Source organism: Devosia sp. P3_B2 (genome assembly GCF_056402875.1).
In genome coordinates this window covers 41,690-63,600 of the sequence record NZ_JBFUGO010000018.1, presented here as the reverse complement: position 1 = coordinate 63,600, position 21,911 = coordinate 41,690, and the positions used below count along the sequence as shown (strand labels likewise).

General features: G+C 65.3%; 18 protein-coding genes. 4 read left to right on the top strand and 14 right to left on the bottom strand.

The window, feature by feature from the left end:
* Positions 1–62: 62 nt before the first annotated feature.
* A complete protein-coding gene (locus tag AC1DV8_RS21755) occupies positions 63–1,097 on the bottom strand; it encodes a Gfo/Idh/MocA family protein (RefSeq protein WP_477158891.1) in 1,035 nt (344 codons plus the stop codon).
* A 136-nt stretch (positions 1,098–1,233) separates the two neighbouring features.
* Between AC1DV8_RS21755 and AC1DV8_RS21750 the strand changes: the two genes are divergently transcribed.
* A complete protein-coding gene (locus AC1DV8_RS21750) occupies positions 1,234–2,253 on the top strand; it encodes a substrate-binding domain-containing protein (protein ID WP_477158889.1) in 1,020 nt (339 codons plus the stop codon).
* Positions 2,254–2,292: 39 nt separating this feature from the next.
* Here AC1DV8_RS21750 and AC1DV8_RS21745 read toward each other — a convergent pair whose 3' ends face one another.
* Genes AC1DV8_RS21745 through AC1DV8_RS21720 form a run of 6 tightly spaced genes read right to left on the bottom strand, consistent with a single transcriptional unit; the run spans position 2,293 to position 10,826 of the window.
* Positions 2,293–4,626 carry a glycosyl hydrolase family 95 catalytic domain-containing protein gene (locus AC1DV8_RS21745; RefSeq protein ID WP_477158888.1) on the bottom strand — a complete coding sequence of 778 codons (2,334 nt, stop codon included), beginning with the start codon at positions 4,624–4,626 and terminating at the stop codon, positions 2,293–2,295.
* A 33-nt stretch (positions 4,627–4,659) separates the two neighbouring features.
* The gene (locus AC1DV8_RS21740) at positions 4,660–5,724 is read right to left on the bottom strand and encodes a LacI family DNA-binding transcriptional regulator (protein ID WP_477152145.1); all 1,065 of its coding nucleotides are present in this window, start codon (positions 5,722–5,724) and stop codon (positions 4,660–4,662) included.
* Positions 5,721–7,742, bottom strand: coding sequence for a beta-galactosidase trimerization domain-containing protein (locus AC1DV8_RS21735; RefSeq protein WP_477158887.1), 2,022 nt, complete (start codon positions 7,740–7,742; stop codon positions 5,721–5,723). The genes AC1DV8_RS21740 and AC1DV8_RS21735 overlap by 4 nt, the downstream gene beginning before the upstream one ends.
* A gap of 2 nt (positions 7,743–7,744) precedes the next feature.
* Positions 7,745–8,566, bottom strand: coding sequence for a carbohydrate ABC transporter permease (locus tag AC1DV8_RS21730; RefSeq protein ID WP_477158886.1), 822 nt, complete (start codon positions 8,564–8,566; stop codon positions 7,745–7,747).
* Positions 8,563–9,531 (bottom strand): carbohydrate ABC transporter permease, encoded by a 969-nt coding sequence (locus AC1DV8_RS21725; RefSeq protein WP_477152142.1) that lies wholly within the window; start codon positions 9,529–9,531, stop codon positions 8,563–8,565. Before AC1DV8_RS21725 ends, AC1DV8_RS21730 begins: the two co-directional genes overlap by 4 nt.
* A complete protein-coding gene (locus AC1DV8_RS21720; protein WP_477158885.1) occupies positions 9,531–10,826 on the bottom strand; it encodes an ABC transporter substrate-binding protein in 1,296 nt (431 codons plus the stop codon). Before AC1DV8_RS21720 ends, AC1DV8_RS21725 begins: the two co-directional genes overlap by 1 nt.
* A 310-nt stretch (positions 10,827–11,136) precedes the next feature.
* Here AC1DV8_RS21720 and AC1DV8_RS21715 point away from each other — a divergent pair, with 310 nt between their 5' ends.
* Positions 11,137–11,958, top strand: coding sequence for a C40 family peptidase (locus tag AC1DV8_RS21715; RefSeq protein ID WP_477158884.1), 822 nt, complete (start codon positions 11,137–11,139; stop codon positions 11,956–11,958).
* A gap of 7 nt (positions 11,959–11,965) precedes the next feature.
* On the opposite strand, the gene AC1DV8_RS21710 is transcribed toward AC1DV8_RS21715, so the two are convergent.
* The 7 genes from AC1DV8_RS21710 to AC1DV8_RS21680 all read right to left on the bottom strand — a co-directional run bounded on the left by AC1DV8_RS21710 (position 11,966) and on the right by AC1DV8_RS21680 (position 19,185).
* Positions 11,966–12,877 carry an ABC transporter ATP-binding protein gene (locus AC1DV8_RS21710; protein ID WP_477158883.1) on the bottom strand — a complete coding sequence of 304 codons (912 nt, stop codon included), beginning with the start codon at positions 12,875–12,877 and terminating at the stop codon, positions 11,966–11,968.
* A complete protein-coding gene (locus AC1DV8_RS21705; protein ID WP_477152138.1) occupies positions 12,874–13,692 on the bottom strand; it encodes an ABC transporter ATP-binding protein in 819 nt (272 codons plus the stop codon). The genes AC1DV8_RS21710 and AC1DV8_RS21705 overlap by 4 nt, the downstream gene beginning before the upstream one ends.
* On the bottom strand, positions 13,689–14,576 hold the full coding sequence (locus AC1DV8_RS21700) for an ABC transporter permease (protein ID WP_477152137.1): 888 nt from the start codon (positions 14,574–14,576) through the stop codon (positions 13,689–13,691). Before AC1DV8_RS21700 ends, AC1DV8_RS21705 begins: the two co-directional genes overlap by 4 nt.
* 3 nt (positions 14,577–14,579) lie before the next feature.
* Positions 14,580–15,557, bottom strand: a complete 978-nt coding sequence (locus AC1DV8_RS21695) for an ABC transporter permease (RefSeq protein ID WP_477158882.1) — start codon at positions 15,555–15,557, stop codon at positions 14,580–14,582.
* A 64-nt stretch (positions 15,558–15,621) separates the two neighbouring features.
* The gene (locus tag AC1DV8_RS21690; RefSeq protein ID WP_477158881.1) at positions 15,622–17,277 is read right to left on the bottom strand and encodes an ABC transporter substrate-binding protein; all 1,656 of its coding nucleotides are present in this window, start codon (positions 17,275–17,277) and stop codon (positions 15,622–15,624) included.
* A 28-nt stretch (positions 17,278–17,305) separates the two neighbouring features.
* Positions 17,306–18,328, bottom strand: coding sequence for a beta-N-acetylhexosaminidase (nagZ, locus tag AC1DV8_RS21685; RefSeq protein WP_477158880.1), 1,023 nt, complete (start codon positions 18,326–18,328; stop codon positions 17,306–17,308).
* Complete coding sequence (locus AC1DV8_RS21680) at positions 18,325–19,185, bottom strand: MurR/RpiR family transcriptional regulator (RefSeq protein WP_477158879.1); 861 nt, start codon at positions 19,183–19,185, stop codon at positions 18,325–18,327. Before AC1DV8_RS21680 ends, nagZ begins: the two co-directional genes overlap by 4 nt.
* A 146-nt stretch (positions 19,186–19,331) precedes the next feature.
* Here AC1DV8_RS21680 and murQ point away from each other — a divergent pair, with 146 nt between their 5' ends.
* Positions 19,332–20,267: an N-acetylmuramic acid 6-phosphate etherase gene (gene murQ / locus AC1DV8_RS21675; protein WP_477158878.1), complete on the top strand. Its 936-nt coding sequence runs from the start codon at positions 19,332–19,334 to the stop codon at positions 20,265–20,267.
* Between the two features lie 80 nt (positions 20,268–20,347).
* Entirely contained in the window at positions 20,348–21,868 is a 1,521-nt protein-coding gene (locus AC1DV8_RS21670; RefSeq protein WP_477158877.1) for an ABC transporter substrate-binding protein, read from the top strand.
* Positions 21,869–21,911: the final 43 nt, after the last annotated feature.

Genomic DNA, 21,911 nt, shown 5'->3' with positions numbered 1-21,911 from the left:
CCGAAGCGGAGATCATGGTGCCGATGCGGATGGCCTTTGCGGGGTCGGTCAATTCAGTATCCTCAGGCTGCAATGGCGACGCGCTGGCGCGTCTTGGCGCTCTCGATGGCGGCGAACACCATGGCGAGGCTGTTGATGTTGTCGCTGCCGATGGTTTCAGGCGGCGTCCCGGCCTCGACGGCCCGCAGAAAGTCGGCGATGACGCTGGCGTGGCCGCGGGTCTGGCCATCATCGGCGGGCTCCGGCACGTCGAGTTTCACCAGAGGCCGGTGGAACCCCTCCTCACCCGCCACGACATGGGCTTCAAAGTTGTCGAGCCCATCCCAGATGATGGTTCCGCGCGAGCCGATGATCCGCCACTGGCTCTCCCAACTGGTGTTCGCCCCCTCGGCGGCCCAGGAGCCGCGGTAGGTGAAAGTCGTGTCACCCTCGAGTTCGAAGATGGCGTTGGCGGCCGCGCCGTGCGCGTACCAGGAGCCGCCGGGGTTGGTTTCGTGGCAGTAGACGGCCTTTGCGTCCTTGCCGGACATGAACCTGGCGGCGTCGAACGTATGGATCGCCATGTCGAGCAGCAGCACGTTCTGCATGGCGTCGCGAAAGCCGCCGAAATGTGCGCCGATGAAGAAATCGGCATGCAGTGCCGTCAGATCGCCAAGCTCGCCGCTGTCGATCAACCGGCGGATGCGCCGAACGCCGGCAATGTAGCGGCGGTTCTGGACGACGGCATGTGTCCTGCCGGCTTTGGCCGCAAGGGCAACGAGGTCGCGCGCGTCGGCAAGGCTCGTCGCCATCGGCTTTTCGGACAGCACATGGCAGCCGTGGTTGAGTGCCGTGGCGACCACGTCGTGTCGCGCGCCGGGGATGACCACGTCGAAGACCAGATCTGGCTTTGTGCCCCTGAGCAAAGCTTCCAGGTCGGATTCAACCGCAGCCTTGCTGAGCCCGAACTCTAGTGCAAGACGCCGGGCCGCGTCGGGGTTGATGTCGTTGAGCCCGACAATAGTGATGCGATCCCGGAGGGCCGGCGTCTCTGCGATCGCCTTGATCCAGCCGCGAGCCATAGCTCCGCAACCAGCAACAACTGCCCGGTGCACGATTCCCCCTCAGCCGACTTTTTCTACCGCAAGCGCTTATCGGGTTATCGTAAGCGCTTACGATTTGTCCGTAAGCGCTTACGACGCTATTATTTCGCTCAGCTACATGTCAATAGGCGCTGATTTGAGCGAGGTACTGATGCGCGGAATCGCACGACTAGCCAAAGAGCTGGGCATTTCTACCGGCACGGTGTCACGTGCTCTCAACGACCGTCCCGACGTCAGTCCAGCGACGCGCGAGCTCGTGCTGACTACTGCAAAGCGCCTCGGCTACGCACCCAATCAGGCCGCTCGAACACTCGCACTAGGAACCACTCGCTCGATCGGGTTCATGATGGATCTCGATCGCGAGACCGCTGCCAGTAGCGAGTACTTCTTCATGGGCGTTTTCGATGGCGTCCAGGCGGTGTTCGCCGAGCACAATCTGGATCTGCTCGTTCTTCCGCGCCCCACCAGTGTGGACGCGGTTACCTATCTCCAGCGTTACGTCTCGAGAGGCGTCTTCGACGGCATGATCCTCGCCGCGACGCAGCGCGTTGATCCACGTATCGAGCTGCTGGAATCTGCCGGGCTGCCGTTCGCCACGCTCGGGCGTAGCAGCTCGGGCAAGGACTATCCGTGGATCGACCTCGATTTCGAGGGCGTCGCGAACGCGGCGATAGACCGGCTGGCGGCAGCGGGGCATCGACGTATCGCCGTCACACTGCCCTCCGACAACATAAACTTCGGGCCGCTTTTCGAGGCCGCCTACAGGAGTGCCCTGGAGCGCAATAGCATTCCGTTCGATCCCGCGCTGGTGTTCGCGCGAGGGCGCAACGAAGCCGTCGGATATGGGCTGGTGGACGAACTGGCGGCGTTGCCGAACCCGCCAACGGCCATCCTGTTGATTTTCGAGACGGTGGCCATCGGCATCTATCGCCGCCTCGCGGAGCTTGGAAAGGTGCCGGGCCGCGACCTCGCTATCATCGGGTTCCGCGATGAGCCAACGGTACGCTTCCTTACCCCGTCGCTGACCTGTTTCACCACATCGCTGCACGAGGTCGGCGAGGACCTCGCGCGGGCGTTGCTCGCACGCATCCCCGCGCACGGCGACCAGTATCAGGACGGCCCCACGCGAAAGCTGGCCCCACTTTCGATCCGACAGGGCGAAAGCGGCTAACCGGCCTCGCTCTCATCGCCGAAGAAGCTTGCCGGGGCCTCAGGGCGTGATCCTGTAGGACGACCCCCGAGTCACATCCCATTCGACACGGTGGCGACCGGATGCGCCACTGCCAGCGAGTCGAGTCGCAACGGCCCCCGCCGGTCCAGTCACCGTGACCGCCTGCTCCGGCAGTTCGACAACAAGCTTGCCGTCGCGTCCAGCCAGAATGGTTGCCGATACGAGGACGCCATTGTGCCAGGAGACGCTCGCCTGGTGGCCGCCGCGGCAGCGGATATTGGAGATCGTGCCGCTGGACCAGCTCGGTGGAAGCGTCTTCAGCAGGCTGATGGCGCCCTCATGGCTCTGGACGACGAGCTCGGTGAGGCCGGCGACGGCTCCGAAATTGCCGTCGATCTGGAACACGTTGCCTTCCGGCCAGCCGCTGTGCGGATGAAGGACGAGCAGCGCGCGCGAAGTCAGGTGGTCGAGCAGCCCGCCGATAGAGCGCTCAGCCAACTGTCGGTCACGCAACCGCGCGGCGAGGCAGAGTACCCAGGCCTGGCTCCAGCCGGTGTATCCAGTACCGTTATCGAGGCGGAGATAGAGCGCGCGGCGGACGGCCTCGAAGGCCTCAGGCGTCCCGGCCTCAGTGATGCGGATGCCGGGGTAGAGACCGTAGAGGTGCGAGAGATGGCGGTGCCCCAGCTCCGCTGGGGTCTTGTCGTCGTCCCACTCGAGCAGGTTGCCGTTGGCGCCGATGATGGGGAAGCGGAGGCGGGCCAGCGCTTCGCGGGCACGAGTGGCAAGTGGATCGGCGGGATCAGCGAGAGCGACAAAGCTCTCGAGGGTCTCGCGGATCAGCTCCTGGTCCATCGCCGTACCTTGGGTGATGGCGACCTCGGTGTCGGAAACGACGAAACTGTGCTCGGGCGAGGTCGAGGGACTGGCAGCGAGAGCGCCGGTGCCCTCCTCAACAAGCATATCGAGCGCAAACTCGGTGGCGGTACGGAACACTGGGAGCGCCGTTTCGCCGGAGAATTTGGGGCTGGCGCTGCCGTGGTCGAGATGGTGCTGGAGATGGGCGGCCATCCAGTAGAGGCCGGCGGGCCAGTTCGACCATTGCGGGATGCCGGGCACCGGAGCGGTGAAGCGCCAGAGGTCGGTATTGTGATGGGCGGTGGCGCCGGAGGCTCCGTAGTAGCGGCGCGCGGTCACGGCGCCAGCCTCGGCGATCTCGCGGGTGAGCTCGAACATCGGCTCGTGGAGGTCTGCGAGGCCGGTGGCCTCCGCCGGCCAGTAGTTCATCTGCGTGTTGATGTTGATGGTGTAGTTGGAGCTCCAGGCCGGGCGGACATCGACGTTCCAGATGCCCTGCAGGTTCGTTGCCTCGGTGCCTTGGCGCGAGCTTGAGATCATCAGGTAGCGGCCAAAATGAAACAGCAGTTCGGCTCGTTCCGCTGCGGGGCCCGAGGCGCTCAGGTCGAGATCGACGCGGTCGAAGAAGCTCTTGTAGTCGCCGCGGTGGCGCTGCCGTAGCGCTTCGGTGCTCTTCTCGAGGGCGGCAGCGACACGGCCGCGCGCCTCCAGCACGAGAGCGGCGAAATCGGCGCTCGGGCGCTGGTCATGACCGCGGTAGCCGGAGGCGGCCGAGGCGATGAGGCGCAGGCTGCCGGTGGCGCTGTCCCGATGCAGCGCGGCGACAACCGCATAGCCCATACCGGCGGCAACGGTGTTGTCTTCCGCGGGAGCGGCGGTGTCGTAGCGCACGGGGTCGTCGCCCGACGTGTAGTTGGGCAGGACGTGCACCGGCACGCGAGCGGTGGCGACGAGCCAGATTGTGCCGTGCTCTTCGGAGAGGAAGATTTGGGTATCGGGGTGCGGGGAGTGGAACGCAATCCGGGCCCGCTCAAGCGGATGGACGCCCTGCCCGGCGGCAATAGCAACCAGAACGCCGTCGGGATGGGAGACGAAGCTCTCGACGCTGGCGCTGCCGGCGGCACCGCTGTAGCTCGAACTCGCTACGGCCTCCGAGACATCCAGGCGACGAGCGTAGTCGGCGACGAGCACATCGTCGCCATAGGTGAGCTCGATGGCGCCGAGCGGCTGGTAGGACTGGGTCCAGCTTTGGCCCTGCAGCGCCCGGCCGAGCTCGTCGGCCCTAAGGTAGTCGCGACCGCGGATCGCCTCGCGCAGCTTCGGGATGAGGTGGGCAGGCCCCTCCCCTTCCTCCGGCTGCAGCGGACCGCCGGACCAGACGGTATCAAGGTTGAGATCGAACCGCTCCGTGCCGACGCCGCCGCGCACGGTGGTGCCAAGCCAGCCGTTGCCGATGAGGAAACTGTCGATGAACCCGGCGGCGGGGGAATCGAGATCGAGGCAGTAGCGGGGCATGAAAAGTCCTGGATAAAGTGGTTGGAATTGAGCTCAGCGCGAGCCAAGAGCCCCGGGGGCGAGCAGCCGACGGGTCGAGCCGCGCAGGATGATGTCGCAGTTGAGCGTGATTGTGTGTGGCTCGTGGTTGACCCCGCGTTCGGAGAGCCGGGAGGCCATGATGGAGGTGATGGTCTCGGCGATCTTGGCCACGGGCTGGGCGACAGCCGTAATCCCCGTCTCGTGCAGTTGGAACAGCGGCACGTCGTCAAAGCTGACGAGCGAGATGTCGTCGGGCACTTTCAGCCCGTGCTCGCGCAACATGCGCAGTGCACCGACGCCCATGTTGTAGTTGGAGCAGTAAAGGGCGGTCGGGGGCTCGGCGAGCGACAGCAGGCGCAGCATGCCCGAGTAGGCTTCGGCCTCGTTCCAGTGCGTATCGAGCACGTAGTCGGGATTGATTTCGAGCCCGCGGCTCAGCATGGCCTGCCGATAGCCCTCGAAGCGCTCGCGACCCGTCCAGTCCTGAATGTTGCCGGTGAGGACGGCGATGCGGGTATGGCCGATATCCAGCAGTTGGGTGACCGCACGAAAGCTCGCGGCGCGATTCTCGACCAGCACCCGGTCGACCGGCAGGCCCTGCCAGCCATTGTCGTAAAAGATCACCGGCGTGCCGCTGTTGACGAGGTCGCGGATCAGGTCATCGACATCGTTGCGGCCATCCATCACCAGGCAATCAACGCGGTGGGTGACGAAGAAATCGAGCGCATCGGCGACCGAGGTCGGGTTGGCATCATGGCAATATGTCAGGAGCGCGCGACCCGACTTGCGCATGGCGCGGCTTAGATGCTCGAGCACCGCGGAATGGAACTCGCTGAGCGAGGGAACCATGAAGCCGACCGTGTTGGTGAGGTCGGCCTTCATGGCCGCGGCTATGGCGTTGCGGCGATAGCCTAGCTCGCCGATTGCCTGCTCGATCTGGTCGCGGTTGCCGCGGCGCACCGGATGGCCGTTGAGGTAGCGCGAGACGGTGCCGATGGCGACGCCGGCGCGGTCGGCAACCTCTACGATGGTCGCCTGCCGCCTCTTGCCGCTCTCGGTATCGTCGCTGTCGCTCAAACCGTTCCCTCGAAGACCAGCGCGGAGTGGATTCGAAGGCTCGGGAGCCGCACCTCCACCCGATCGCCGCCGTTGGAGAACGGCACATCTTCCCCCGTCAGAGCGTCATAGACGCGCGTCGGCGTGCGCGGCAAGCGCACGGAGGCGGTAACGGGGCCAAGTGTCGGGATATCCTCGATCATTTCCATCAGGCGCACCCCGCCTTCGTTGTTGGGCACGCCCTTGCCGCGGATCTGCGGCGCGCCGTACAGCAGGTGCAGAATGTGCCTGTTCTGTTCGGGTTGCTGGGTGAGCGTGGCGCGGGCGGAAGACGGCAGATCCGTGACGATGGCGCGGCTCGGAAGCAGGCGGTCGATCAGCCCGCGGACCAGGTACTTGTAAAGTGGCTGGCCCATGGCGTGGTACATCGAAAAGATCGGATACGCGATGTAGCCGATGCCGCCCTTGATGGTGACGGCAGCGCCGAGCGACGCGGCGGCCGGATCGTCCGGCGCGTGCTGGTGTGAGCTGAAATGCTTGTAGCTACGGTTGAAGTACGAGGGCCCGATCTCGGCCAGTACCTCGGCTCCCTCGGGGACGATCGTCTCGGCGACGCCGTACATGACGAAGGGCGTTTGGGTGAGACCGGCGTCGAGCGAAGGGCCGGCGCGCAGGTAGGATGGGTGGAACGCGACCGGACCCGAACTGCGAATGCCGGCATCGATGGCGAACCGGCCATCGGCGTTGACACCGGACTTGCCGCTCAGCACCAGCTTGCCGCCCTTTGCCGTGTAGGCGTTGAGCTGGGCCGCCAGAGCGGAGTCGACCGGGATGTCGTCGGGCAGGATGAGCAGCCGGTAGTTCTCGAACGGGGTCGATGGATCGATCACGTCAAAGGGGAGCTTCAGCTCCTGCAGCATCTGGGCCGCACCGTCGTCGGCCGAACTGTTGCGAGCGCCGCCGGGGTGAAAATACTCGGACGTGAGGATGGCGACATCCGACACCTGGCGCGCGCCTTCAAGGTAAGGCTCAAGCCTTTCGATACGGGCATAGGCCGGGGCGATGGAGGCGTACGTGTCGGGATTGATCGAACCATCCGGGTGCAACTGGTCGCCGACGAGGCACTTGGCGCCGAGCGCCACCATCTGGGCGGCTTCGAACTCCAGCGCATCTGAATGCTTGAAGCCACCAAATTCGCCCCAGCTGGTGTGGAACTTGCCGGTTTGGGCGACGAAATCGAGCCCCAGCGTCGCGGCATAGCGGGCGCTCGAGGGAAAGTGGTCGTAGCCCCAGCCGCCGGTGGGCAGGCTTTCGAGCTCGAGATGGCTATAGGTCGAGAAGCGCTTCGGGCCCTGCTTATGGATGTGGCCGCAGTTATAGAAGATGCGCAGCCCAGGAAATTCGGCGCGAAGCGCGGCGCTGGTTTCAGCCCGGAAGCGCTCGTTCACCCATTCGTCGTTCTCTAAGCGATCGGCCGGGTTGGTCGGGTCGAGCCCGCGCTCGGCCATCGTGGCAAGGCACTCGGCGCAGACGCAATCCGGCGTCAGGATGATGTCGAAGAAGATGCCCTGCGTCTCGTAGTTGCGGGCGACCTCGCGGGCGTGCTCGAGCAGTTCGTCCCGATACGCCTTGTGGTTGAGGCAGAGCGTGTGCCAGCCGGCGGTCAGTTGGTCGGGATCGAAGCGGTTCTCGGTGGCGCTGCGCACCCGCCATTCGGGGTGGATGCGAGCGTTGCGTTCATCCCACTGCACCGAAATGTAGATGGGGCACTCGATGTCGGCGGCGGTCAGTGCAGTGACCATGTCGCCCATCAGGTCCGGCCGCGCTAGGTTGGGATGCGGGGCGCCGACCTTGGTGGGATAGTACGACCAGCCGTGGTGGCACTTGGCGAAGATGGTGATCGAGTTGACGTGCGCGGCCTTGAGCGTGGCAACGAAGTCATCGGGATCGAACGCCGACCCAACGCCCGGAATGTGCTCCGAAGTGTGGAAATCGAGATGAATCTGGCGATAGCGGAGCGGCTTGTTGGTCGAGGGCATGACTATTCCTTGGCGCCGGACCGGGTTTCGGCCCCGGCGGCGAATTGGCGTTGGAAGATGAGGAAGACGATCAGCGGAACGATGGTGGTGACGATAGCTGCCACCGAGCGCAGGTCCCAGTTGACTTCATAGGTGCCGGAAACGCGGGTCAGCATCACCGGCAGCGGAATGTTGGTCCTGAGGTAGAGCATCGGCAGCAGCAGCGCGTTCCAGGTCCAGAGGAACTGCAGGATGCCGACCGCGAAGACCGACGACAGCGAATTGGGCAGCACGATGTGCCAGAAGATCTGGATCGGGCCGCAGCCGTCGATCTTGGCCGCCTCGACCAGTTCTCGCGGGAAATCTTCGAGGAAGTTCTTCACGAGGAAGATCGACCACGCAAAGCTCAAGCCGACATAGGGGATGAGCACCGAGGCGATGTTGTCGATCAGCCCCAGTTCCCGCCACAGCTGGAACAGCGGGATGATCACCACCTGCTGGGGCAGGACGAACGCGTTGATGATGACGATCAGCAACAGCCGCCGGAACGGGAACTTCAGGAAGTGGAAGGCGTAGGCGGCGGCTGGAGTCAGCAGCATCGTTGCCACGGTGGCAATGGCGGCGAGCTGCATCGTGGTCCAGAAGGCCTTGGCGAGCGGATACTCGTCCCAGACCTTGAACCAGGCGTCGAGCGTGAAGCTCAACTGGTCCAGCCGCCACCATCCGAGCGCCACCTCGCTGGGCGGGCGAATGGAGGTAACGACGATGCCGATGATGGGGATCACCCAGATACAGGCGATGACGCCGACGACCCAGACTGTCCATTGGGGAACGCGGCCGATCATCTTGCACCAGCCGTACGTTGGACGATGGCAGGGATCGAGATGATGAGCACCGCGACGAGCAACACCACGGTCGCGGCGGCGCCGTAGCCCAGTTTGAACTGGGTCATCGACTCCCGGTACATGAAGTATCCAACCGTCTCGGTAGCGCGCACCGGTCCGCCGCCGGTGATGATGTAGATGATGTCGAAGGCACGCAGCGCTCCGAGCAGGTTGATGAAGATCGCGACCCGCACGCCGGGCAGCGAAAGCGGCATCATGATCGAGCGCATGATCTGGCCGGGTGTCGCACCATCGAGATAGGCGGCTTCGAGCACAGTACGCGGGATCGCCTGCACCGAGGCGAAGCAGAGCATGAGCGGCAGCCCTACCCCGCCCCACGAGGCGGCGACGATCAGCGACCAGAGCGCCGTGTTGGGATCGCCCAGCCACGGATGGGAGAAGCCGGGCGAGAAGAGGCCGATGACGGTGTTGAGTAGCCCGCCTGCATCGGGACGAAAGATGCCGATCCACATATAGCCGGCGACAGCTTCGGAAATGCCGAAGGCGGCAAAGATCATGACCCGGAAAGGCAGCGTCTGGCGCGGCGCGAAGGAGCACAGCATGGCCAGAAGCCAGCCCATCGATACCGAAACAGCGGTGGTCGCGAGCGTGAAGATAAGCGTCGTCGAAAGCGTGTTGCGGAAGGCCGGATCGGCAAACAGCTTCACATAGTTGCCCACGGCGACGTATTTGGGTTTGCCGAGCCCCTTGATGTCGAAGAAGCTCAGCCGGATCGTTTCGAACAGCGGGAAGATGACCGCGATACCGAACAGCACGATCACGGGAGCGATCAACAGCCAGGCTGCTGGCCAGTCGCCGATCCGCCACCCGCGGGTGGCAAGCAGCTTGCGCCGCTCACCACTCGCCGGGGAGGAGACCTGCGTGGCCGTTGCGCCCGAGGCGCTATCGGCGACGGTCTGCTGCATCAGTAGGATTCCGCCGCCTTGGCTTCGATCGCCGCGGTGACCGCGTCGATATTGGCGTCAGACGGATCCTGCAGGAACTTCTGCAGCTGTACGCGATATTCGTCGACCAGATCGCCCGGCAGCAGATCGCCGAGGACGAACTGCACCTTGGATGCCGCGACTGCCGCCGTCGCCGTCTTCTGGACCGGGCCGAGCAACGAGGTGTCGGCGGCGGTGGAGGGCGAGGCATAGCCGTAGTCGGCGAGGATCTTGGCGGCGTCGGCACTGACGATGTAGTCCATGAACGCATCGGCCGCGGCGGGGTTAGTGCCGTTGGCGGTGACATTCAATTCCTTGGTGTCGACGCTCGAGGTGTCGTCATGCCCAGCGCCGAGGGACGGGAACTGGAACAGGCCGTAGTCGACGCCTTCCTCAAGCGCGTAGTCGTTCTTGGCACGTGCGTTGTTCCACATGCCGATCATCGTGTAGGCCGAGGTCTTGGCCTTGAAGACAGAGTCCGAAGCGGCATCCCACTCGTTGGCGAGCATCGTCGCCGGATCGCCGCAGCAACCGGCAGCCAGCAGTTCGGCATACTTCTTGAGCGCGCCCTTTACCGCCGGATCGGTCCAGGGGATCTCGTGCTTGGCGAGCTTGGCAGCGGTTTCGACGCCGGCCGTGCGGAGCAGCAGCGTCTCGAACCACTCAGCATGTGCCCAATACTTGGCACCGACGGCGATCGGCGTGGCGAAACCGGCAGCCTTCAGCTTGTCGAAGCTGGCGGTGAACTCGTCCCAGGTCTTGGGCGGTTCGATGCCGGCCTTCTTCAGCGCGTCGGCAGCGTACCAGATGCCTGAGCGATCGCCGTAGGTGTACGTGACGGCGTAGGGGACGCCGTCGATCGAACCGAGGTCCTTCCAGGACTGGTTGAGCTTGCTGTCCCAGTCATATTTGCCCCACTGCTCGTCGATGGGGCGCAGGATGCCGGCGTCGGCCAGTTCCTTACGGAAGGCGGGCCAGGTGTTGATGATCACGTCCACCACTTCCCCGCCGAGCAAAGCGGTGCGGATGCCGCCGCGGGCGTCCCCCTGCGCGGTGATGCTGAGCTCGCGGATGGTGACGCCGGGGTTCTTGGCAACGAAGGCGTCCTCGAGCTTCTTCCACATCTCGGCGTCTGTGCCGCCCTGCCACTGCAAGATGGCGAGCTCGCCGCTCAAATCCTGAGCGAGGGCGGGCGCGGCTGCGAGCAGCGCGACGATGCCGACGCCAGCCAGGACGGCGCGCCGGCGGAATCCGGGCGTGAGTGCACTCATGGTCATTGGTCTCCTCCTCCTTGATCGCCGGCCGTTCGGGCCGTTCCTCCGTATCAAGTAAGTTGAAACGTTATCATCTAAGATGGTTGCGGCAAGCCGCATCTGTGGATCGACGCGGAAAATCATTCTAACATGCTAGCATGAATGACGGTAACCAGCTGACAGCGAGGGATTATTTTAGTTCATACGCCAAGTGGTGACAGGACGCAGTCGTCGAGCTAGCCTTCGCAAATGGTCAGCGGTTCGGGGATGACATCAGGCAGGGTTTGGCAACGCCAGGTGCCTGCGCCACCTGTGCGATGCCGAAGGCACCGCTTTGCTTGATCACCGCCTGACCCTCGCTCGTGACGGCACCGCCGCCCGGTCACTGGAGGGTATCGTTCCGGCCGAGCGCTACATCGATACGACAGTGCGCCAGGCAGTCGTCCCCTCGGCCGCCTTGCGCCGCGCGCCCTCACCCGGCGCCGAGCAGCTCGACCAGTTGCTGTTCGGCGAGCCGTTCGAGGTGCTGGACGAGGCGGATGGATGGGCGTTCGGGCAGGCGAAGCGAGATGGCTACGTCGGCTATGTCGCAGCTGCCGCCCTCGGCGCGCCGGCTGCGGCGCCGACGCATACGGTGCGGGCGCTGAGGACATACGGTTTCAGTGCCCCCAGCATCAAGGCGGCGCCGGTCGGGCTCTATTCGATGAACGCGCTGCTGACGGCCGAGCATCGTGAGGGACGGTTCGTGAAAACGGCGGGCGGCTGGTTTGTCGAGGAACATCTTGTTCCGGTCGGCCAGGATGCGCCTGACTACGTAGCGGTGGCCGAGCGGTTCGTGGGCGCGCCCTACCAGTGGGGTGGGCGAGAGAGCCTGGGGCTCGACTGCTCCGGGCTGGTGCAACAGTCGCTCTACGCCGGCGGTCGGATCTGCCCGCGCGACAGCGACCAGCAGGCGGCAATGGGCGAGCCGGTCGAGGCGCTGCAGCGCGGCGACCTGGTATTCTGGCGCGGCCACGTGGCCATGATGACCAGCGCAACCGACATCATCCATGCCAATGCCTTCCACATGGCGGTGGTGATCGAACCGCTGGCCGAGGCGGTGGCGCGGATCAGCAGCCGCGGTGGCGGCGAGCCGACGGGTTATCGGCGGATCTGATCGCGGCTCACGCCGGCATCGGGCGGATGAAGTGGTTGGCCGCGATCTCGCGCACTTCGGGCTGGGCGATGGCCGACTGGCGGCGGATCACGTCGATGCGGCCGAGTTCGTCGCCGAAGCGGGTGTCGCCGAAGCGGCGGTCGGGGTCCGGAACGGCCGACAGCAACAGCCGGGTATAGGGGTGCTGTGGGTTGCCGAGTACGCTCTCGGTATCGCCCCACTCGACGATCTGGCCGGCGTACATGACCATGATGTCCTCGGCGACGTAGCGGGCGGTGGCGATGTCGTGGGTGATGTAGAGCACCGCGAGACCGAGCTGACGCTTCATGTCGTTGAGCAGGTTCAGGATGCCCAGCCGCACCGAGACGTCGAGCATCGAAGTGGGCTCGTCGGCGATGATCACCTCGGGGTTCACGGCGAGGGCGCGGGCGATACTGATGCGCTGGCGCTGGCCCCCGGACAGCTCATGCGGGTATTTCGGCAGGATCAGCGCCGGGTCGAGTTTTACCCGGGTGAGAACCTCGGCGACAGCGGCATCGCGGGCGGCGCCCTTGAGGTTGGGCTGGTGCAGGCGCATCGGCCGCTCGAGGTGATAGCGGATGGTGTGCACCGGGTTCAGTGACGAGAACGGGTCCTGGAACACCATCTGCACGGCGCTGCGATAGGCCTTCATGTCACGGACGGCGCTGCCCTCGATGGGCTCGCCCCGGAACAGCAGGCGCCCGTCGTCGGGCCGGTACTCGCGCATGATCAGACGGGCGGCGGTGGTCTTGCCGGAGCCGGATTCGCCGACAAGCGCGAGGGTGCGGCCCGGATGCAGCGCGAACGACACGGCGCGCGCGGCGTGGACGGTGCTGCCGCCGCGGTGGAAGACCTTCGACACATTGTCGAGAGCGAGAATGGGGGCGCTGTCGGTCATGGCGTGGTGGCCTCGGCGATGCGGGCACCAGTGAGGCGCGGGATCGAAGCCCAGAGTTTTCGCGTATAGTCGTGCTGTGGCGACCGATAGATCGCCTGCGCGTCGTTGACCTCGACCAGTTCGCCTTCGAGCATGATGCCAATGCGGTCGGAAACCTGCACCATCAGGGCGAGGTCGTGGGTGATGAACAGCACCGAGAAGCCGAGCTCCTGGCGCAGCTTGTGGATGCGCTCGAGGATTTCGCGCTGCACCACCACGTCGAGCGCCGTGGTCGGCTCATCCATGATCAAGAGCTTGGGGTTGAGCGCGAGGCAGATGGCGATGACGACGCGCTGGCGCATGCCGCCTGAGAGCTGGTGGGGATAGGCGGAAAGCCGGTCGGCCGGGATATCGACCAGCGCCAGCAGCTCGGCGGCGCGGGCGCGGGCAGCGGGGCGCGACATGCCGGTATGGGTCTTCAGCACGTCGTAGAACTGGTGCTCGATTGATAGCACCGGGTTCAGCGAGTTCATGGCACTCTGGAACACCATCGCCACCTCGCGCCAGCGCATCTCCTTGAGCGCCGCATCGTCGAGGGCGAGGACATCGCGCCCGTTGAGGAGGATCTGGCTGCCGGAGCGGATCAGCGCCGGCGGGCGGTGCAGCCGGCTGATGGCGAAGGCGATAGTGCTCTTGCCGCAGCCGGACTCGCCGGCGAGGCCGAAGAACTCGCCCTTGGCGATGTCGAAGCTGACGTTCTTGACCGCGTGGAAATCGGTGGTCGCGCCGATGTAGTCGATGGTGAGGTTGCGGATCGAGAGGACGGGATCGCTCACAGCTTGCCCTCCCCGCGGCGGATCAGGCCGGTCCAGCGGGCCAGCATGCCGCCGGTCCTGAGCCGCGGGTTGGCGATTTCGTCGATGGCGAAGTTGATCAGCGCGAGGCCGAGGCCGAGCACGGCGAGCGCGACGCAGGGGGTGAGAATGTCCCACCAGGCGCCGACCGAGAGGGCCGAGGCGTTCTGGGCGTTGTAGAGCATGATGCCCCAGGAGACGGTGTTGGGATCCCCCAGCCCGAGGAACTCGAGCGTCGCTTCGGTGATGACGGCGAACAGCACGCTGCCGATGAAGTTGATGCCGACGATCGAGATCAGGTTGGGGAAGATCTCGAACGCCATGATGCGCCAGCCGGGTTCACCCAGCATCTCGGCGGATTTGACGAAGTCGCGCTGGCGGATCGACAGCGTCTCCGAGCGGGTGACGCGGACGCCCCAGGCCCATGAGGTGAAGCCGAGGATAATGGCGATCACCAGCGGGCTCGCCTGGCCGATGAACGCCGCCAGCACCAGCAGCAGCGGCAGGTTGGGGATGACCAGCACCATGTTGGTCAGGAAGGTGATGACCTCGTCGACCACGCCACCCTTGTAGCCGGCGATGATGCCGAGGACGGTGCCGATGATGGTGATCAGCAGCCCGGCGCCGAAGCCGACAGCGAGCGAGATGCGGGCGCCGTGGAGCAGCCGGGTGAAGACGTCGTAGCCGAGGCGGGTGGTGCCGAGCAGGTGGTCGGCGGACGGCGGCTGGTGCGGCCGGCCGACGCGCTGGGTCGGGCTATACTCGGTGAGCAGCGGGGCGAAGATGGCGACGAGGATGACGATCGCGAGGATGGTCACGCCGACGAGGGCTTTGCGGTTGCGCAGCAGCTGGGTGAGGACGCTCATCGGTCAGGCCCGCTTCAGGCGTGGGTCGAGCAGCACGTAGCTCAAATCGACGACGAAATTGGCGACCAGCATGGCGGCCGTCATGATCAGCAGCGCGCCCTGGATCACCGGATAGTCGCGCGCGAGGATGGCCTGGTAGAGCGTGTTGCCCATGCCGGGGTAGTTGAACACCACCTCGGTCACCAGCGAGCCGCCGAGTACGGCGCCCAGTGAAATGGCGAGGGCGGAGACGGTGGGGAGCAGGGCGTTGCGGGCGGCGTACCAGAGCATGACGCCCTGGTCGGAAAGCCCCTTGGCGCGACCCATGACGATGTAGTCCTCGCCCAGCAGGTTGATCATGTTGTTGCGCATGGTGACGGCGAAGCCGCCGGTGAGTACGATGACCATGGTCAGCATCGGCAGGGTGCCGTGGTAGAGGACGCTGAGGATGTAGTCCCAGCCCCAGGACGGATCGAGCATCGGGTCGGCGGCATAGCCGTTGGGGAACCAGCCGAGCGTGTATCCGAAGGCGAAGAGGGTGATCAGCGAGACCACCACGGCCGGCACCGAGCTCGAAAAGATCGCGGTCAGCGAGATGATGGTGTCGAAGCGGGTGCCGCGGCGCCAGGCGGCCATGACGCCGAGCAGCGTGCCGATGGTGAAGCTGATGATGGTGGCAGTGCCGACGAGGCCGACGGTCCAGATCAGGGCGCGACCGAGCAGGTCAGTGACCGGTAGCGGGTAGAAGCGGATCGAGCGGCCGAGGTCGCCGGTGAAGACGCTCTTCAAGTACGCGAGATACTGCTCGCCGATCGGCGCGTCGATGAAGCCGAAGGTGAGCTTCAGCGCGTTGAGGTTCTCGAGCGACAGGTCGGAGCCGGCGCCGGCGAACATCTTCTGGATCGGGTCGCCCGGCATCAGGCGCGGCAGGAAGAAGTTGATGGTTGCCGCAGCGATGAAGGCCGCCAGATAGAACACCACTCGGCGGAGCAGGAAGGCCATTGGTTCTCGTGCTTATCGGTGGCGGGAGCGAGGGCGCGGCKGGCGCGCCCTCGCTGGTCAGGGGTTACTGCGCGACCGGACGCAGCGCCAGGAGCTGGAGCAAGCGGCCCGGGTTGGCGTTGGAGACCACCGGCGAGGTGATCGGGTTTTCCGCGTTGGCCCAGCCGCTGAAGCGCTTGGTGCTGTACTGGTAGAACGACGGGCTGTTGTAGACCGGGATCACCGGCATGGCCTCGGCCACCTTGAGCTGGATGGCGTCCATGATCGACTTTTGCTCGGCCGGGTCCTTCACCTGGGTGTACTTGTTCAGCATCTCGACGACAGTCGGGTCGGTCCAGCGCTGCGCCGAGGTGCGGCTCTTGCCGAAATCGGCCGGGTTGAACGAGCGGATGTAGGGGAAGTAGGGGTTGGCTGCCGAGGCGATGGCGTTGAGCGACATCGAGTATTTGGCGTCGATCAGGTCGGAGGCCCAGACCGATTCCTCGGGGGTCGACATCTTCACGTTGAGGCCGGCCGCCTTCAGCGACTCGAGGGCGATCTGCACGGCGTCGATCCAGTCGGTCCAGCCGTTGGGAATCTCGATGTCGATGGCGATCGGGGTGCCGTCGGCGTTGTCACGGAAGCCGTCGCCGTCCTTGTCGACATAGCCCGACTTGTCGAGCAGCGCCTTGCCCGCCTCGAGGTCGAACTTGCCGTACTGGCCGAACTGGGTGACCACCTCGGGGTTGCCGAAGGCCTTGTAGAACGAGCCCAGCATCGCCGGGTCTTCGTTGATCACAGGATAGCCGTAGCCGGCGATGTCGATGATCGACTGGCGGTCGATCAGCATGGAAACGGCGCGGCGGAAGTTGACGTCGGTGAACGCCTTCTTGTTGTTGGCGTCAGGCGTTTCGAGGTTCAGCGTGAAGGCCACGAGGCTCGAGGGCAGGAACCAGTAGTGGTTGTTCACCGGGTCCTTGGCGACGAAGGTGTTGTCGATGTCGGGCACGAAGCTGGTTGCCCAGTCGAGCGTGCCGTCCACCAGCGCCGCCAGCACCTGCGGGTTGTCGGCGAGCTGCGGCATGCGGATGCAATCGACGTGCAGGCTCGCGGCATCCCAGTAGTTGGGATTGCGGCACTGCTCGTAGACCTGCGGGGTGAAGCGGCTGATCTCGGTCATCGGACCGGAGCCGACCGGGTTCTCGTTGGCGAAGGTCGCCGGATCGGCGACATCCTTCCAAATGTGCTCTGGCACGATCGGCATGGCGACGATGGTGGTGGCGACCAGCGAATTGGGCTGGAGCAGGTTGAAGCGCACGGTGCGCTCGTCGACCTTTTCCACCGACTCCATCAGCTTGGAGACCGAGTTGAAATCGAGCGCCGGGAACTTCTTCAGGTAGTCGTAGGTGAACACCACGTCGTTGGCGGTGAGCGGCTGGCCGTCGGACCACTTCAGCCCGTCGCGCAGCACGAAGGTGATCGACTTGAGGTCGTCGGCCAGCTCGAAGCTCTCGGCCAGGCGGTACTCCCACTTGGCGCCCGCGAGGCGGTTGAAGATCGCCAGCGGCTCGTAGATGAAATCCTTGGTGGTGGCGCGCGCCGACGTCTGGTTGAACGGGTTGAAGTTGCGCACGTAGGTCGTGGTCTGCTCGGAGCTGATGGTCAGCACCGTCTGGGCGCTTGCCGGCGCCGTCAAAGCCAGCGCCAGGGCGGTGGCCGCAATCAGCTTGCTCTTTAACACTTCCAGTCTCCTCTTTGTCGGCGCCGCCTCAGGCGAGGCCGTTCTCCCGAAAAATCCCTTCGACTTCAGCATGGAGCGCAGTGGCATCCACGCGAAGGTTACCGCGTTTGCGCGTCGCGCGAGTGATTCGTTCGATCGTTTGCCCAGTTAGCGGGCGCGCGCCGCTGGCTGCCGAAATGCTGGCCTCGAGGCCACCCTGGGTGAGCAGCGCGATGTCGCAACCGGCGTCGAGGGCGGCGGCGACGCGCTGGGCCGGGGTGCCCTTCAGCGCTTCCATGCTGAGGCAATCGGTGATCAGCACGCCGTCATAGCCGATGTCGTTGCGGATCAGAGCGTAGACGTCGGGCGAAACCGAGGCCGCGCGCTCCGCGTCGATTCGGGTGAAGATCAGGTGGGCGACCATGGCCCACGGGGTGTCCTTCAGCGCGATGAAGGGCTGGAAGTCGGTGGCGCGCAGGTCGTCGAGCGTGGCGTCGATGACCGGGCAATCGAAATGCGGGTCGACCGTCACCCGGCCATAGCCCGGGATGTGCTTCATGATCGGCAGCGCGCCGACCTCGAGCATGCCGTCGATGACCTCGCGGGCGAGAGTCACCACCAGCTCAGGATCATCGCCGAAGGCACGCTGGCCGATCACGTCATGCGTGCCCTTGCGGGCGAGATCGACCACCGGCGTGGTGCCGCTGTCGATGGTGAGATCGGTCATGATGGCGCCCATCGCCTGGGTCGAGAGGCGCAGGGCGCGCTTCGCCAGCGCGAGGTCCTTCTTGGCCAGCGCGCCGAACGCGCCGAGGCTGCGGAAGCTCGGCCAGTGGCCGTTATCGAGGCGCTGAACGCGGCCGCCTTCCTGGTCGATGAAGATCGGCGCATCGGGGCGGCCGACGACGTCACGGAAATGGGCGCAGAGCCGGCGGGTCTGGTCGCTGTTGTCGAGGTTGCGGCGGAACAGGAACAGCCCATAGGGGTTCGCGTCGCGGAGGAAGGCGACCTCGTCGGCAGCGAGTTCGTAGCCGGCAACGCCGACGAACAGGGCGAGGGGTGTGGAGGTCATACGGCCTGCTCGGGATGGGTGACGTCGCGGGTGCGCTTCAGCGCATCGATGGTCTGCTCGTAGCGCAGCCGGGCAACACCCATGAACAGGCAGTCGACGAGTGCGAGCTGGGCGATGCGGCTGACCATGGCGCCGGCGCGCAGCGTGCTTTCGCGGGCATGGGTGACGAGGCGTTCCTCGGCGGCCCGCGCCAGCGGCGATTCGCGCGAGCCGGTGATGGCGACAGTCAGTGCGCCGTTGTCCTTGGCGAGCTTGAGGAACTGCACGGTGTCGGCGGTGGTGCCGGAGTGCGAGAAGCCGATGGCGACGGTGTGGGCCGGCGACATCAGCGCCGCGGTCCACGCCTCGTGCGCGTCGGCCATGAGGAAGACGTTGCGGCCGACGCGGAACAGCTTGTGGTGCAGGTCCTGCGCGACGAAGTGGCTGGCGCCGATGCCGAAAAGCAGGATGCGTTCGGCCTGGTCGAGCGCCATGACCACCCGCTCCAGTGTCTTGAAATCGAGGCTCGACACCGTCTCCTCGATGGCCAGCATTTCGAGCGAGGCGACCTTGGCGGCCATCTCCTCGAGCGTGTCGGTGCGGGCGATCTCGGCGCCGAGCGTCAGGCCGGAGCCGAACTGCGCCGCCTCCTTGCCGAGCTCGGTGGCGAGCGACATGCGAAGCTCGGCATAGCCGCTGACCCCAACGGCGCGGCAGAAGCGCACCACCGAGGCCACCGAGGTGCCGCAGGCTTCAGCGATCTGCGAGATGGTCTTTTCGAGCACGATCGCGGGGTTGTCGCGAATGGCCTTGGCGACCCGCCGCATCGTCGGCGTGAAGGTCGCGGCGGACGCCTCGATGTTCGACTGAATCCCCATCCGGACATTCATACCCACGCGAAACAAAAGTGCAACGCCTTCGGCCACACTGAAAACCATTGACAGCGAAAGCGCGGAGTTCCTACCTTCCAGCGACGCTCAGGAGCCCAGATGCCGCGCACCGAATCCCCTTGGGACACCCGTCGATGACCGCCGTTGTCAGGGACCGTAGGGTGCTGCTGAGCGAGCTCGATCGGCTCGTTTCCGAGGAGCGCAACCCGCGCACCATGGGCATCGATCTGATGTCGACGCCCGAGATCGTCGCGACCATCAATGGCGAGGACCGGCTGGTGCCCGAGGCGGTGGGCAAGACCCTGCCGCAGGTGGCGCAGGCGGTCGACCGGATCGTCGAGGCGTTCGGCAAGGGCGGGCGGCTCGTCTACATCGGCGCCGGCACCAGCGGACGGCTGGGTGTGCTCGACGCGTCGGAATGCCCACCGACCTTCGGCGTGCCACCGACGATGGTGGTGGGCGTGATCGCGGGTGGCCTCGGAGCGCTGGTCAGCGCTGTAGAGGGCGCCGAGGACAGCGCCGAGGGTGGCGCCGCCGACCTCCGTGCCATCGACCTCACCAATCGCGACGTCGTGGTGGGGATCGCGGTGAGCGGCCGCACGCCGTACGTCATCGGCGCGCTGAACTACGCCAAGTCGCTCGGCGTGGTGACGGTGAGCCTCACCTGCAACCCGGACTCCGCCATTGCCGGCCTCGCCGATATCTCGATTGCGCCGCTGGTCGGTCCCGAAGTGGTCACCGGCTCGACGCGGTTGAAATCGGGCACGGCGCAGAAGCTGGTGCTCAACATGCTCTCCACTGCGAGCATGATCCGCATCGGCAAGACTTACCAGAACCTGATGGTCGACGTGCGCACCAGCAACGAGAAGCTGCTGGCGCGGGCGGTGCGCATCGTCATGCAGGCGACCGACTGCCCCGAGCAGGTCGCCGAAGATGCGCTGGAGCGCACCGGCAATGACGTGAAGCTGGCGATCCTGACTATCCTCACCGGCCAGAATGTCGAGGAGGCGCGTGCCGCCATGGCCGGCGCCGGCGGGTTTCTCAGACGCGCGCTCGAACCGGGCGCGTGACCACTAGACGACGTCCTGACGACTGGCTCGGAGCGGCTCCGCCGCCACCGGCCGAGACTGAAACAGAGAGGGAAAATACCATGCACTTGACCAACACCAAACGATTGCTCGCCGGCCTCGCCGTCGCCGCAACGCTGACCACCGCCTTCGCCCTGCCCGTGCAAGCCGCCAGCCTCCGCATGGCCTGGTCGCAGGATGCGACCGGGCTCGACCCGCATAAGCAGACAGCGTTCTCCTCGCTGCGCCTGCTCGAGCTGATCTACGAGCCGCTGGTGCGCCTCGACGCCAAGTACAATGTGTCGCCCGCCATCGCGACAAGCTGGGAATTCTCGGCCGACGGGCTGACGCTGACCTTCAAGCTCGACCCGAACGCGAAATTCTCGACGGGCGATGCGGTGACCTCCGCCGATGTGAAGGCCTCCTACGAGCGCCTGCTCGATGAGGCGACAGCCGCCGCGGCGCGTGCCAACTTCCTCTCAATCGCATCGATCGACACGCCCGACCCGCAGACCGTGGTGTTTCACCTGAGCCAGCCCGACGCGCCGATCCTCGTCGCCATGTCGGGCACCAACGCCTCGATCGTTCCGGCGAGCGCGGTGGCCGACGGCAGCATCGGCACCAAGGCCATCGGATCGGGCCCGTTCGTGCTCGACGAGTGGGATCCGAACGTGAAGGACGTGCTGAGCGCCAACCCGAACTGGGCCGGCGGCAAGGTCGGCGTCGACGGCATCACCATCTCGGTGCTGCCATCCGAGAGCGCCATCATCGACTCGATGCGCGCCAACCAGACGGACTTCGCGCTGTTCAACGATCCGACGGTCGCGACGCTCATTCCGGGTGAGCAGGGTATGACGCTCAACCGCATCCCGGGCCTCGCCTACAATGTGTTGCAGATGAACCCATCGCGGCCGCCGATGGACAACCTCAAGGTCCGGCAAGCTATCTCCTGCGCCGTCAACCGGCAGGAAATCATCGACACCGCGCTGATCGGCGAGGGCAAGGTTACGGGCCCCCTGACCATGGAAGCCTATGCTTCCGACCCCTCGACCCTGTTCTGCTATACGCAGGACGTCGAGAAGGCCAAAGCGCTGATGAAGGAAGCGGGGCTCGAAGCCGGCTTCTCGGTCGATGTGATCGCCGCGACCGGCGAGCCGCCCTATGCCGCCAACGAAGCGCAGGTGCTGCAGAGCCAGCTCGCCGCAATCGGCGTCAAGCTCAACATCAAGACCATGGACCTCAAGGTCTATGTCGACACCTGGCTGAAGGGTGATTTCGACATGGCGGTGGCCCAGAACGGTGGCCGCCCCGATCCGTATCCGATGTACAACCGCTACTTCACCAAGGACGGTAACCTGGTGAAGGTGTCGAACTTCGCCGATCCCGAACTCGACAAGCTGCTGCAGGAAGGCCGGGTCGAAACCGACGTCGCCAAGCGCAAGCCGATCTTCCAGCAGTTCGAGGCGCGCCTTGCCGAGCTGGCCCCGTGGGTATGGATTTCGAGCACCGTGACCTACACGGCAAACCTCGACAGCGTGAAGGGCTACGAGGTCAATCCGAGCGGGTTGCTGTTCTCGCTCAGCAAGGTGACCGTGGGTCAGTGATTGTTTGAGGCGGGCCCCGGGCCCGCCTCACCATGAAGCAGGT